This is a genomic window from Mesorhizobium sp. EU05-FHT14A09 (assembly GCF_058790995.1).
In genome coordinates this window covers 943,088-955,000 of sequence record NZ_JBYTDF010000001.1, presented here as the reverse complement: position 1 = coordinate 955,000, position 11,913 = coordinate 943,088, and the positions used below count along the sequence as shown (strand labels likewise).

Annotated in this window: 14 protein-coding genes; 4 read left to right on the top strand and 10 right to left on the bottom strand. The window is 61.7% G+C overall.

Annotated features, from left to right (window positions below):
* Positions 1 to 30 precede the first annotated feature (30 nt).
* From AC3WTO_RS04340 to AC3WTO_RS04330, 3 genes are all read right to left on the bottom strand, one after another.
* Positions 31 to 1,002: an amino acid ABC transporter permease gene (locus AC3WTO_RS04340; RefSeq protein WP_492459445.1), complete on the bottom strand. Its 972-nt coding sequence runs from the start codon at positions 1,000 to 1,002 to the stop codon at positions 31 to 33.
* Positions 999 to 2,297: an NAD(P)/FAD-dependent oxidoreductase gene (locus tag AC3WTO_RS04335; protein WP_492459444.1), complete on the bottom strand. Its 1,299-nt coding sequence runs from the start codon at positions 2,295 to 2,297 to the stop codon at positions 999 to 1,001. Before AC3WTO_RS04335 ends, AC3WTO_RS04340 begins: the two co-directional genes overlap by 4 nt.
* Positions 2,298 to 2,388: 91 nt before the next feature.
* Positions 2,389 to 3,213 (bottom strand): transporter substrate-binding domain-containing protein, encoded by an 825-nt coding sequence (locus AC3WTO_RS04330; RefSeq protein WP_492459443.1) that lies wholly within the window; start codon positions 3,211 to 3,213, stop codon positions 2,389 to 2,391.
* Positions 3,214 to 3,549: 336 nt separating this feature from the next.
* On the opposite strand from AC3WTO_RS04330, the gene AC3WTO_RS04325 reads away from it, so the two are divergent.
* Positions 3,550 to 4,002: an Lrp/AsnC family transcriptional regulator gene (locus tag AC3WTO_RS04325; RefSeq protein WP_492459442.1), complete on the top strand. Its 453-nt coding sequence runs from the start codon at positions 3,550 to 3,552 to the stop codon at positions 4,000 to 4,002.
* Positions 4,003 to 4,004: 2 nt separating this feature from the next.
* Here AC3WTO_RS04325 and AC3WTO_RS04320 read toward each other — a convergent pair whose 3' ends face one another.
* Complete coding sequence (locus tag AC3WTO_RS04320) at positions 4,005 to 4,688, bottom strand: phosphodiester glycosidase family protein (RefSeq protein ID WP_492459441.1); 684 nt, start codon at positions 4,686 to 4,688, stop codon at positions 4,005 to 4,007.
* A gap of 367 nt (positions 4,689 to 5,055) precedes the next feature.
* Here AC3WTO_RS04320 and grxD point away from each other — a divergent pair, with 367 nt between their 5' ends.
* Positions 5,056 to 5,391 (top strand): Grx4 family monothiol glutaredoxin, encoded by a 336-nt coding sequence (gene grxD / locus AC3WTO_RS04315; protein WP_129415847.1) that lies wholly within the window; start codon positions 5,056 to 5,058, stop codon positions 5,389 to 5,391.
* A 113-nt stretch (positions 5,392 to 5,504) separates the two neighbouring features.
* Positions 5,505 to 6,773, top strand: a complete 1,269-nt coding sequence (locus AC3WTO_RS04310) for a multidrug effflux MFS transporter (protein WP_492459440.1) — start codon at positions 5,505 to 5,507, stop codon at positions 6,771 to 6,773.
* A 91-nt stretch (positions 6,774 to 6,864) separates the two neighbouring features.
* On the opposite strand, the gene AC3WTO_RS04305 is transcribed toward AC3WTO_RS04310, so the two are convergent.
* The 4 genes from AC3WTO_RS04305 to AC3WTO_RS04290 form a co-directional block, all read right to left on the bottom strand.
* Positions 6,865 to 7,689 (bottom strand): inositol monophosphatase family protein, encoded by an 825-nt coding sequence (locus AC3WTO_RS04305; protein WP_492459439.1) that lies wholly within the window; start codon positions 7,687 to 7,689, stop codon positions 6,865 to 6,867.
* Entirely contained in the window at positions 7,679 to 8,545 is an 867-nt protein-coding gene (ttcA, locus tag AC3WTO_RS04300) for a tRNA 2-thiocytidine(32) synthetase TtcA (protein ID WP_492459438.1), read from the bottom strand. The genes AC3WTO_RS04305 and ttcA overlap by 11 nt, the downstream gene beginning before the upstream one ends.
* Positions 8,546 to 8,695: 150 nt before the next feature.
* On the bottom strand, positions 8,696 to 9,313 hold the full coding sequence (gene rpsD, locus AC3WTO_RS04295; RefSeq protein ID WP_326891463.1) for a 30S ribosomal protein S4: 618 nt from the start codon (positions 9,311 to 9,313) through the stop codon (positions 8,696 to 8,698).
* A gap of 304 nt (positions 9,314 to 9,617) precedes the next feature.
* Complete coding sequence (locus tag AC3WTO_RS04290) at positions 9,618 to 10,025, bottom strand: winged helix-turn-helix transcriptional regulator (protein ID WP_492459437.1); 408 nt, start codon at positions 10,023 to 10,025, stop codon at positions 9,618 to 9,620.
* Between the two features lie 147 nt (positions 10,026 to 10,172).
* On the opposite strand from AC3WTO_RS04290, the gene AC3WTO_RS04285 reads away from it, so the two are divergent.
* Positions 10,173 to 10,811, top strand: coding sequence for an NAD(P)-dependent oxidoreductase (locus tag AC3WTO_RS04285; RefSeq protein ID WP_492459436.1), 639 nt, complete (start codon positions 10,173 to 10,175; stop codon positions 10,809 to 10,811).
* Positions 10,812 to 10,852: 41 nt separating this feature from the next.
* Here the strand turns inward: AC3WTO_RS04285 and AC3WTO_RS04280 are convergent, their stop codons facing one another.
* Positions 10,853 to 11,041, bottom strand: coding sequence for a DUF3008 family protein (locus AC3WTO_RS04280; RefSeq protein WP_492459435.1), 189 nt, complete (start codon positions 11,039 to 11,041; stop codon positions 10,853 to 10,855).
* 64 nt (positions 11,042 to 11,105) lie between these two features.
* Positions 11,106 to 11,906 carry a glutamate racemase gene (gene murI / locus AC3WTO_RS04275; protein ID WP_492459434.1) on the bottom strand — a complete coding sequence of 267 codons (801 nt, stop codon included), beginning with the start codon at positions 11,904 to 11,906 and terminating at the stop codon, positions 11,106 to 11,108.
* Positions 11,907 to 11,913 lie beyond the last annotated feature (7 nt).

Genomic DNA, 11,913 nt, shown 5'->3' with positions numbered 1-11,913 from the left:
AAACCATAACGCCGCGCGGGATCGGCCCTGTCAGCGTCGCTGTGACCGGCCGAAGTGTTCTTCCAGATAGGCCTGGAGGAATTCCAGAACGATCGACAGCATCCAGTAGATCATCGATGCCGTGATCAGCATCTCGATGTGACGGAACTCCGTCTGCCCCTGGGTGCGGGCGAGGTACATGATTTCCCATACACCGACGACGGAGACGAGCGAGCTGTCCTTCAGCATGGCGATGAACTGATTGCCCGTCGGAGGGATGATGATGCGCATCGCTTGCGGAAGGATCACCAGCGCCATGGTCTGGCCGGGGCTGAGCCCGAGCGCCGCGGCACCTTCGCTCTGGCCGCGCGGAATGCTCTCGATGCCGGCGCGGAAGATCTCCGTCATATAGGCACCGTAACACAGCGCCAGCGCCAGGATGCCGGCCGGCACAGCGCCAATCACGTAACCGACCTGTGGCAGGCCGAGATAGATGATGTAGATCTGCATCAGCAGCGGCAGACCGCGAAAAAGCGATGTGTAGAATGTCGCAAGGCCATAGACGACGCCGTTGCCCGTCAGTTTGGCGATTGCCCCGGCAAGCGCGATGATCGTGGCGATGACGATGGAAATCGCCGAAATGTAGAGCGTGGTGACAACACCCTGGCTGACCAGGAAGCCGATCTTCTTGGCGATGAAAGCGAACGACAGGTCGAACGAATAGAAAAACAGCATCAGCAGAGCAAACAGCTCGATCCACACGCCGACGATCTGCTGGCGGCGCGGCAACCGCTGCAGGACTTTCCAGTTCACGGCGACAATCATCACAATCAGGAACGCCGACAGCAGCTGTCCCACCGCGGGATTGGCGTCCAGCCAATTTGTCGAGGCTGGGATCAACGCTTTGACCCAATTCGACTTTATGCCCATTGCATAGAGCCCGGCCGTCAGCAGCGTGAAAATGCAAAGCCCGGCGATATGGCGCGTTGCCCGGGGATGGCTCAACAACAGTCGACCGATCACGTCGTCACTCCCTCAGCGCTGCGGCGCTCGCGCCACCAGTCCTGCGCCTGTAGTTTCCAGTAAGTCAGTTGCGCTGCGGCAAGGCCGAAGGCACCGCCCGTCCAGTCGAGCCCGAACGGTGCAAACATCCGATAGCGGTCCGAAACGCCGAGGATGCCCTCGGCGATCAGCTTGCCGCCGATCGCCGTGGTGTTGAGCCCGTGGCCACCAAAGGCCGTGCAATACCAGACGCCGGGCTGCAGCTGCCCGATCTGGGGCATCTGGTGACGGGCGTAGGACATCAGTCCGGACCAGGCCAGCTCGGTCTTGAGTCCGGCAAGCTGCGGATAGGTGCCGACCATCTCGCGGCGCAGCTCATTGGCCAATGCTGCGGGCGCGGCAGCTCGCGTGGTGATGCGACCGCCCCACAACAGGCGCCTGCCATGATCAACGACGCGGTAGTAATCGCCGGCGCGCCGGTTATCGCCGACGGCATCCGTCGTCGCGACCGCTTGCGCGATGAGGTCGGGGGCAGGTTCGGAAACCATCACGTAAGTGGCAATCGGCAGGTAGGCACGCTCGAGCCGCTCAACGAGCCGACCGGTGTAGCCACCGGTGGCGAAGACAATGTGCCGGGCATGGAGGCTGCCTTGCGCCGTCCACAGCCGTTTCACAGGTCCGGAAAGATCGCAGCCGATGACCTCCGAGGCTTCGTGAATGCGCCCGCCCAGGCGTTCGACTTCGTCGGCGACCGCACGCAGATAGTTGAGCGGATGGATGTGGAAAGCGTTCGCATCACGCAGGGCCTGATAGTAACGCCGCGATCTCAGCACCGAGCGTACGGCAGTTGTTTCGAGATATTCCAGCTGATAGCCGAAGTCCCGTGCGGCCTCCTCGGCATACCGTTCAAGCGTATCACCGCCGTCATAACGCAGGACGCTGATCAACCCGGCCCGTGGCATGGCATCGGTGATGGCGAGGTCGCTGATCGTGTCACGAACGAAGTCTACTCCCTCGATCGACAGGCCATGCAATGCCCGCGCTGCGTCCGTTCCAACGCTGGCCAGGACGGCCTCGCCCCTCGCGGAAAAGCCGGGCGTCACGAAACCGCCATTGCGGCCGGAGGCGCCAAAACCGATGGATTCTGCTTCCAGTACGGCAACAAGCTTGCCGGCTCGTGCCAACTGCAGGGCTGTCGTCAAGGCGGCCAGCCCGCCGCCGATTACGGCTATGTCGCATTCAGTTTCATCACGCAGTGGCGGCCTGATCTTACGGTCGACTGCAGTCCGGCTGTAATACGTATCGGGATAGGTCATCGGCGCCTTGTGATGATAAGCGATTTCGGCATGGCGAACGCTACCTGCGGACAGCCCAAGGCCGTCCGCAGGCGCGGCTGTTCTGGTCTCGTCAATCGGCGCTGTAGTTCTTGCCGTACCACTTGGTGGTCAAAGTCGCGAGCGTGCCGTCCTTCTTCATGTCGGCAACAAGAGCCCCGACCTTGGCAGTCCAGTCCGGGTCATTTTTTTCGGCGATCACCACCAGCGGCTCGCGAAACGCATAGTCGCCTTCCAGGATCTTCACCGGATAGCCGTTCTTGATGGCATTCTGCGCCGTCTGTTCTGGGGCGATCACAGCGTTCAGCCGCACGCCGTCGCCGAGCCGCAGATCGTCAAAAGGCAGCATGGAATCGGCAAAAGTCCGGATCTCGCCCGGCTCCAGCTTGTATTCGACAGGCGGCAGCCCAGGGGCGTCGATCTCGAGCTGGCGGCGCACGAAATCCTCTGAGGTGGTCGCGGTTTCAACGCCAATGATCTTGCCGTTGAGATCAGTGACCGACTTCGCGGTGCTGTCTTTGTGCACCACATAGACGTAAGGGCTGTAGTAGTAGACACCGACGAAATCGATGACCTTTGCGCGGGCCTTGGTTGGCGTCACCGAACCGACGCCGAGGTCGTACCGTCCTTGCCAGTGCCCACCCGTCAGCGTAGCCCAGTCTGGCGTCTCGAAACTGATTTCGACACCAAGCCGCTTGGCGATCTCGCGCGAGACGTCGATGTCGAAGCCAACGAGGTGATTGTTGTCGTCCAGATAACCCTGAGGGGGCCAACCGCCATTGGTGGCGACGACAAGCGCCTTCTTCGCAGTGACCCGGTCAAGCGTTTCTCCGGCATTGGCGACCGCGACCGACAGGCCGCTGACGGCCAAAACCAACACAGCAAGCAGCTTCTTCACCAGTTTCCTCCCTCTAGAATTGATTTTTGATTGCCCCTGAAAACGTTCTCGTCCTCCGCCACGCGATGTCGGCAGGCCCGCACATCGCCGGATAACAAGACGCTTTCGAAGTTAAGGTCCCCCGGCTGATCGCATGACGCTACCCGGCGAACCGTCTGATTTTTTGTGGAACCGGTCAGTTCGCCGGCTGAATCGACAAAACGCCGGCCGTTTTCTATCGTGGTCGAAGTTCGACGTCCGAGACCGGCAGTTTTCCAGGGTTTCACGAGCCCAATGGACAGCCGTCGTGAGCGCCGCGGGCAAATACCGTCGCGTCAGCCTGCAGAAGAGCGAAACATGGAACTGACCGAAAAAGATCGCCAGTTGCTGGCGCTGATGCAGAGGAACGCCCGCGAGCCGGTCGCCTCCCTGGCGCGGCAACTCGGCGTTTCACGCACCGCCCTGCAGGAACGCATCCACCGGTTGGAGGAAAACGGCGTCATTGAAGGCTATTCGGTGCGCCTTGCCCAGGGTGTCAGCCAGAACGCCGTTCACTGCTTCACCTTTGCGGCGCTCAACAACAAGAGCTACCCGGATGTCGCGCGGCAGCTCAAGTCGATCACCTCTGTTCAAGCCGTTCACGCCATTACCGGCGATTGGGACCTTATCGTGCACCTCGTTGCGGAAACCCTCGAGAAACTCAATCGCGAACTCAACGGGCTGAACGAGATCGCCGGCATCATCAAAACCGTCTCCCATATCGTTCTGGAGACCAAGCTCGCCCGCAACATCTACTACCACCGGTCTTAGTCTTACTTCCTGTCCCTTACCGCCAAGATCGGTCCAGCGGGATAAGAGCCACCGACGATCGTGTCCGTGCCGTTGGAGAGCGTCGAGACGGCGCCATCGAAGAACAACGCATTGCGGCAACCAAGTGCATCGCGAAACAGCCGCGCGAAGCTGCCCAGGCTGACGTCTCCACGGGAGATCGCGAGCACAATCGTTTCCGGATCGCGAACGCCGACGCCATTGCGAATGTATCGCGAAGTGCCATTCGGCTCGAAGCGTGGGTGCAGCGCCCCGTCGATCACCAGCATCGGGCCCGATTGCGTGGCGTATTGCGTTGCCGGCTTCGCCTCCGCGAACACACCAGTTTCCAGGACCCCCGCCTTGCCGTCGGTACCGACATAAAACACACCGTTGGGCTTGAGGAAGAAATTACCTTCCGCATCCTCCCGGTTGAGCGGCGTCTCCTCGCGGCCGTTCTCGACGAACAGGCCGACCGGCGACAAATCCTTGTGGTACATGCCGGCATTCATGGCGAGCAGCACCGGTGATTCGGCAGCGCGCATGGCTTCCGTGAATTTCGCCACGGAACCGTAGGGTTTGGCCGCAGCATCCTGTCGATGCAGCGATACTCTGTAGCGGCGCAGGTCGACCTCGCACACGACATACGCGACCGTCTCGAAGACAACGTCACGGCATGGCTCGAGCATCACACCCCTTGTCGATGGCGGGGGCGAGGCGGACTGCTGCGTGGACCGTTCAGGCTGGGGTGCAAGTACAACCGGCGGAGATGACACCGGTGGCGTGGAAGGCTGGCTGGAGGATACTGTCCTCTGCGACCGCAAGACGAGCCAACCGGCGAGACACGCGCCGGACAGCAGCAAAACCAGTAAAATGAACCAGGTTCGGCGTGTCATCGGCAGGTTGAAACCGCGTTCTGCTTGGCCCAGTAACCGGCCGTTGCTTGCGCCATTTCGGAATGGTGATAGGCAAACATCTTGTTTCGGCCCGCTGTCGGGGTTATCTCATGAACATGTTACAAGCCCGACTCCCCCGGGCGCAGAAGGATTTTGGCCCATGAGCGGAATCAACGACTACATCGACAGCGAAGTGAAGAGCAACGACGTCGTCCTGTTCATGAAGGGCACGCCAGGCTTCCCGCAGTGCGGCTTCTCGGGTCAGGTCGTGCAGATCCTCGATTACATCGGCGTGGACTACAAGGGTGTCAACGTATTGACCTCCAACGACCTGCGCCAGGGCATCAAGGACTATTCCAACTGGCCGACCATCCCGCAGCTTTACGTAAAGGGTGAATTCGTGGGCGGCTGCGACATCATCCGCGAGATGTTCCAGGCCGGCGAGTTGCAGGCCTTCCTCGACGAGAAGGGCATCAAGGTCAAAGGCGCCGCCTGACCTGCTCCTTGCCGGGCGGCCCCCTGCCCGGCTGAATTGAAATCGTCCGCTTCAGGACATCTAGCCGATGTGCCGCCGATGGTGCATCGGCATTTTCGCATTGGGGGATCCTCATGGATACGCAAGCCCAGCAAGACGGCCGACAACAAGCCTTCGCCATTCCGCGCTGGGAATTCATCGCCATCTGCGCTGCGCTGATGGCGCTCAACGCGCTCGCCATCGATATCATGCTGCCGGGCCTGCAGGAGATCGGGGCCAGCCTCGGCGTTGCCAACGAAAACCACCGGCAATATGTGATCTCCGCCTATTTCGGCGGGCTTGCTGCCGCGTTGATTTTCTATGGACCGCTGTCGGATCGTTTCGGCCGCCGCAAGCCGCTGCTGGTCGGTCTTGTCATCTACATCTGCGCTGCTGCCAGCGCGGTGTTCGCACCGAGTTTTGAGACCCTGCTGCTGCTGCGTTTCATCCAGGGCATCGGCGCCGCCTCGACGCGCGTCATCGCCGTCTCGATGGTGCGTGACCGTTTCGGCGGCCGTGCCATGGCCGAGGTCATGTCGTTGATCTTCATGGTCTTCATGGTGGTTCCAGTGGTGGCGCCCTCGATCGGGCAACTGGTGATGATCTTCTCCAACTGGCACATGATCTTCATGGCGATGGCTGTACTGGCCACAGCGATCGCGCTGTGGACCTTCATCCGCATGCCTGAGACACAGCATCCCGAGGATCGGCGGCAGGTTGATATCAGCTCCGTCCTGCAGGGCTTCGGGATCGTGCTGTCGAACCGGTTGTCGCTTGGCTACACGCTGGCATCGACCGCTGTCTTTGCCGCGCTGTTCGGCTTCATCAACTCCGCACCGCAGATCTATCTCGACATCTATCACCTCGGTTACTGGTTCCCGGTGCTGTTCGCGGCGATTGCCGGCATGATGGCGGTGTCGTCGTTCGTGAATTCGCGACTGGTGATGCGGCTTGGCATGCGGCGTCTGTCGCATGGTGCGCTGATCGGCTTCACCATCGTCTCGACGATCTGGTTCGTTCTGTCTCTGCTTGGACCGATACCGCTGCCGCTGTTCGTGCTGCTGTTTGCGCTGGCGATGTTCCAGTTCGGCTGGATCGGCTCCAACTTCAACGCCATCGCCATGGAGCCGCTTGGCCACATTGCCGGTACGGCGGCCTCGATCCAGGGCTTCATCCAGACGCTGGGCGGCGGCCTGATCGGCGCCGGCATCGGCCAGGCCTTCGACGGAACGGTGACGCCTCTGGCTGCCGGTTTCTGCGGTGTCGGGCTACTGGGGCTGGTGTTCGTGCTGATCGCGGAACGCGGCAAGCTGTTCACGGCGCCGAGTGCCAAGCAGACGGTCAGCGCGGATCTTTCCCACTAGAGCAATTCCAGGAAAAGGGTGTAGCGGTTTTCCGTCCGGAATTGCGGAAACACTCTAAGCTTAGAAGCCGGCAGTCATCCTGCCGGCTTCTTTATTCCGCCCATAGCTCGCGCTTGATCTCGGCCCAGCTTGCCTTGTCCGGCGCGACGATCAAGCCGCCCGAAACATGCGAAGGCAGGTAGGCGCTGCCGTCGAAGCGCGCAGCGTAGCCGCCTGCCTCCTCGTGGATCAGCACACCGGCGAGGTGATCCCACGGCATCATCACATTCTGAACGATGAAGTGCGCGTGACCGGCGGCGAGTACGCGATACTCATGCGCCGAGCAGCGATAACCGATGTAGGACAGGCACTTCGCCTGGTTCTTGGCGAGCAGCGAACGCTCCGGTTCATCGAATGCCTGCCAGCCGAGCGCGCCCGTCATCGACGAGAACGGCACGGATTCGGCCACCGCGACACGCTCTCTGCCCCGCCCGCTCACCATATGGCTACCTGCCCCACGAACACCGATCAGCGCATCCTTGCCGACCGGGTCGTAGATGATGCCGGCAACCGTCTCGCCGTCCTTGACCACGGCCAGGATCACGCCGAACACCGGCACGCCGGAAGCGAAGTTGTAGGTGCCGTCGACCGGGTCGACGACAAAGGCCAGCTTGCTGCCACCGAGCTTCGCCAGCAGCGTCTTGTCGGCCTCGCAGGCTTCCTCGCCGACAATCAGGGCATCCGGGTATCTCGCTGCGATTGCCTGCGTAATCACACGCTCCGCATTGATGTCGGCCTGGGTGACAAGGTCAGCCGCCGACTTCTTCTGCTGCACGTCGCCTGCGCCAAGACGGCGAAAGCGCGGCATGATCTCACGCTCGGCAGTGTCGGCCAGAACGCCGGTCAGCCATTCGATGTCACGGTCGTCAAAGCCCATTTGTATTTCCGGAAGCAGGAGCCAGAGCAGCGAAATCGAACAGCTTGCGATCGAGCAAATGAGAGGGCCGCACATTGGTCATGGCGCGGATCATCGTGTCCTTGCGGCCGGGCATGCGCTTTTCGATGTCATCCAGCATCGCCTTCATGGCATTGCGCTGCAGCCCTTCCTGGCTGCCGCAGAGGTCGCAGGGGATGATCGGAAAGGCCATCGCATTGGCGAATTTCTCCAGATCCTCCTCCGCGCAATAGGCCAGCGGCCGCAGCACCATCATGTCGCCCTCGTCATTGAGGAGCTTCGGCGGCATCGCAGCCAGCCGGCCGCCGTGGAAGAGGTTCATGAAGAAGGTTTCGAGGATATCCTCGCGGTGATGGCCGAGCACCAGCGCCGAGCAGCCTTCCTCGCGTGCCACGCGGTAGAGGTGGCCACGCCGCAGCCGCGAACAGAGTGAGCAGTAGGTCGAGTTCTCGGGCAGCTTGTCGGTGACGATCGAATAGGTGTCCTGATATTCGATGCGGTGCGGGATACCGTTGGTCGTCAGGTAGTCCGGCAGGATGTGCTTGGGAAAGTTCGGCTGGCCCTGGTCGAGATTGCAGGCGATGAGTTCGACCGGCAGCAGGCCGCGCCACTTGAGATCGAGCAGCAGCGCCAGCAAGCCGTAGGAATCCTTGCCGCCCGACAAGGCGACCAGCCAGCGTTCTCCCGGCTTCACCATGGCGAAATCCTCCATGGCCTGACGCGACAGCCGAAGCAGTCGCTTGCGCAGCTTGTTGAACTCGACCGACGACGGCACATCGCGAAACAGCGGATGGCAACCGCCATCGAGATCGGGAATCGGGTCTGCTGGTGCGTTCATGGCGTTACGTTCCGCAGGATCTTGGCGCATCCAGTCGATACGCGGCTCTGATGCCGCGCCTTATACCGGGGCTCGCGCTGCCAAACAAATGCCTGAAACAAAAAAGGCCGCCCGAAGGCGGCCTTTTGCATTCGAAATTCGCGAACTGGATTAGCGCGAATAATATTCGACGACCAGGTTCGGTTCCATCTGGACAGCGAACGGAACGTCCGCCAGGCCCGGAACGCGGGCGAAGGTCGCGACCATCTTGTTGTGGTCGGCTTCGATGTAGTCCGGCACGTCACGCTCGGCGAGGCCGACGGACTCCAGAACGATGACGAGCTGCTTCGACTTCTCGCGCACTTCGATGACGTCGCCCGGCTTGCAGCGATACGAACCAATGTTGGTGCGCTTGCCGTTCACATTGACGTGGCCGTGGTTCACGAACTGGCGTGCTGCGAAGATGGTCGGCACGAACTTGGCGCGATAGACGACGGCGTCCAGGCGCGACTCGAGCAGGCCGATCAGGTTCTCGGAGGTGTCGCCCTTGCGGCGGTTGGCCTCTTCATAGGTCTTGCGGAACTGCTTTTCCGAAACGTCACCATAGTGACCCTTCAGCTTCTGCTTGGCACGCAGCTGCAGGCCGAAGTCGGAAAGCTTGCCCTTGCGGCGCTGGCCGTGCTGGCCGGGGCCGTATTCGCGCTTGTTGACCGGGGACTTCGGGCGGCCCCAGATGTTTTCACCAAGACGGCGATCGATCTTGTACTTAGCGGATTCGCGTTTGCTCATCGCATTCCCTTTCAAAACAACACACCCGAACCACCGCGGTCCGGGTGAAGGAAACGCGCCCTCCTCTGGCCTCCGTTTTCGAGACCTGACAGGATTTTCCGCGCAAGCGACTGGAAAACCCACGGGACACGTCAGTGATGCAAAACCCTGGAAACCAATGGTATCTTCAGATCTTGCGGCATAAAACAAAGCACCGGACCTCACGGCCCGGCGTTGCGCGGTTTCAATAGACCGCTGTCATCTTTCTGTCAAGCAAGCCAACAGGGCTTTGCCGGGCAAAGTTGACGCAGGCAGCCCCTTTCGCTCAGGCAGCAGCGTCGAAGGCGGCCTGAGCGGTGCGCAGATTGTCACGATTGCCGGCGGCCCAGGCGCCGAGTGCCGCGATCGGCACCGCCAGCGACTGGCCGAGTTCCGTCAGCGCATAGTCCACTTCCGGCGGCGTGGTCGGCCGCACGGTCCGGCTGACAAGGCCGTCACGCTCGAGCGAGCGCAAGGTAACCGTCAGCATGCGCTGGGAGATGCCCTCGATCGCCCGTTTCAGCGCATTGAAACGCATCGATGCCGGCTGCAAATTGAGGATGACCAGAATGCTCCAGGTATCGCCGACACGGTCGAGCACTTCGCGGATCGGGCAGTTGCCGTCGGCGTCGGTGGCGAAACCCGGCGTGGTGTGGAGAAGCGGCACGCCCACTTCATTGGTCCTGGCGTTCATGCGGTTCCCTTCGTGTAACCTGGGCACGAAATCATGCGTTCTTTTCGCGACGACCCGTCGCAGCTATGTAGTTACCGGTGATAACCTGATTACTCGAGATATCCATCTTCCCCGGCAAAGGGAAGAGACAGGACAAGGAGACCATCCATGAAGATCGCCCTCATCGGCGCTTCCGGCTTTGTCGGCGGCGCCTTGCTCAAGGAAGCGACCCAGCGCGGCCACAGCGTCACCGCCATCGTGCGCAGCCCGGAAAAGGTGGCTGCAGCGGCGGGCGTCACCGCCGTCAAAAGCGATGTCAACGACGTCAAGCAACTGGCAGCCTTGCTCGCCGGCCATGATGTCGTCATCTCCGCCTTCAATGGCGGTTGGGGCGACCCCGACATCTACAACAAACATCTTGCCGGCTCGCGCGCCATCGCCGCTGCTGCCAAGCAGGCGGGCGTGCGCCTGATCGTCGTCGGCGGCGCCGGCAGCCTGCTCGCGCCGGACGGCAGCCAGATCGTCGACTCGCCAGACTTCCCGGCCGCCTACAAGGACGGCGCCCGCGCCGCCCGCGACGCGCTTGCCGAACTGCGCAGCGATAGCGGCCTGGAGTGGTCGTTCGTCTCGCCGGCCGCGCATATCGCGCCTGGCGAACGCACCGGCAAATTCCGCCTCGGCGGCGATGAGCCAGTTCTCGACGCCAAGGGCGAAAGCCACGTCTCGGTCGAGGATCTGGCCTACGCCATCCTCGACGAAGCCGAGAAACCGAAGCACACCGGCAAGCGTTTCACGCTCGGGTACTAAGCCAAGCGATCTGTCCAGACAACGATTTCCCTGCCGGGCGGTCAGTCCTCGGACTTCCTCTCCGGCAGGCCGTCGAGCTTGGTTTCGGCGAACTCTTCCAGTTCCTTCTCGGTCATCGATTCGAACATCTCTTTCGACGCACCGATGAGTTCGCTCTTCTTGATCTCACCGCGCTTGGCGGCGAGTGCGGCGCCGGCAGCGCGCTGCTGCGCTTTCGAAGTGGCTGGCATGGTCGCATCTCCCGTTTCCGTCTGATCGGGAAACGGCCCACCAAGCCGCACGTTCCGGTAAAGTTCAGGACGCGGTCAGACCGAAGCCCTGCATCAGGCGCCGTGTCGCGAAATTCGTCTTGCCGGAGGTGAAGACGGCGAAATCGACGCCGTTGCCGGCAAGCTCGGCGGCCTCCTTCGGCTGCCCATCCTCAAGCAGCGACAATGCCCTGCGTGCAATGGCCTCGGCCGGATCGATCCAGTCGACCGGCCATGGCGCTGTCTTGCGCATGCGGTTGACCAGGAAAGGATAATGCGTGCAGGCCAGCACGACGATGTCGGTGAAACGGCCGTCCTGCTCGATGAAACAGGGCGCGATCTCGGCGCGCACCGCCTCTTCGTCGACAAAGCCGTCGCGCATGTAGATCTCGGCAAGGCTGGCCAGCGCAGTCGAGCCGACCAGCCGGACATGGCATTTCTGCGCCCATTTGCCGATCAAGTCGCGTGTGTATTGCCGCTTGACGGTACCCGGCGTCGCCAGCACCGAAACGAGCCCCGAACGCGTGCGCTCGGCCGCCGGCTTGATCGCCGGAACGGTGCCGACAAAAAGATGGCTGGGGAATGCCTCGCGCAGCGCATCGATGACCAAGGTAGAGGCCGTGTTGCAGGCGATGACCGAAATCGCCGGCCGGTAGCGCTCGAGCAGTTCGGCAAACAATGCCAGAAGATGCGCATTCAGGGCCGGCTCCTCCCAATTGCCATAGGGAAAGGCCGCGTCGTCAGCGATGTAGATGAAGCGACGGTCAGGCATCAGCACGCGCGCTTCACGCAGCACGGTGAGCCCGCCGACACCGGAATCGAAGATCAGGATCGGCTGCTCGTTCATCTCACGC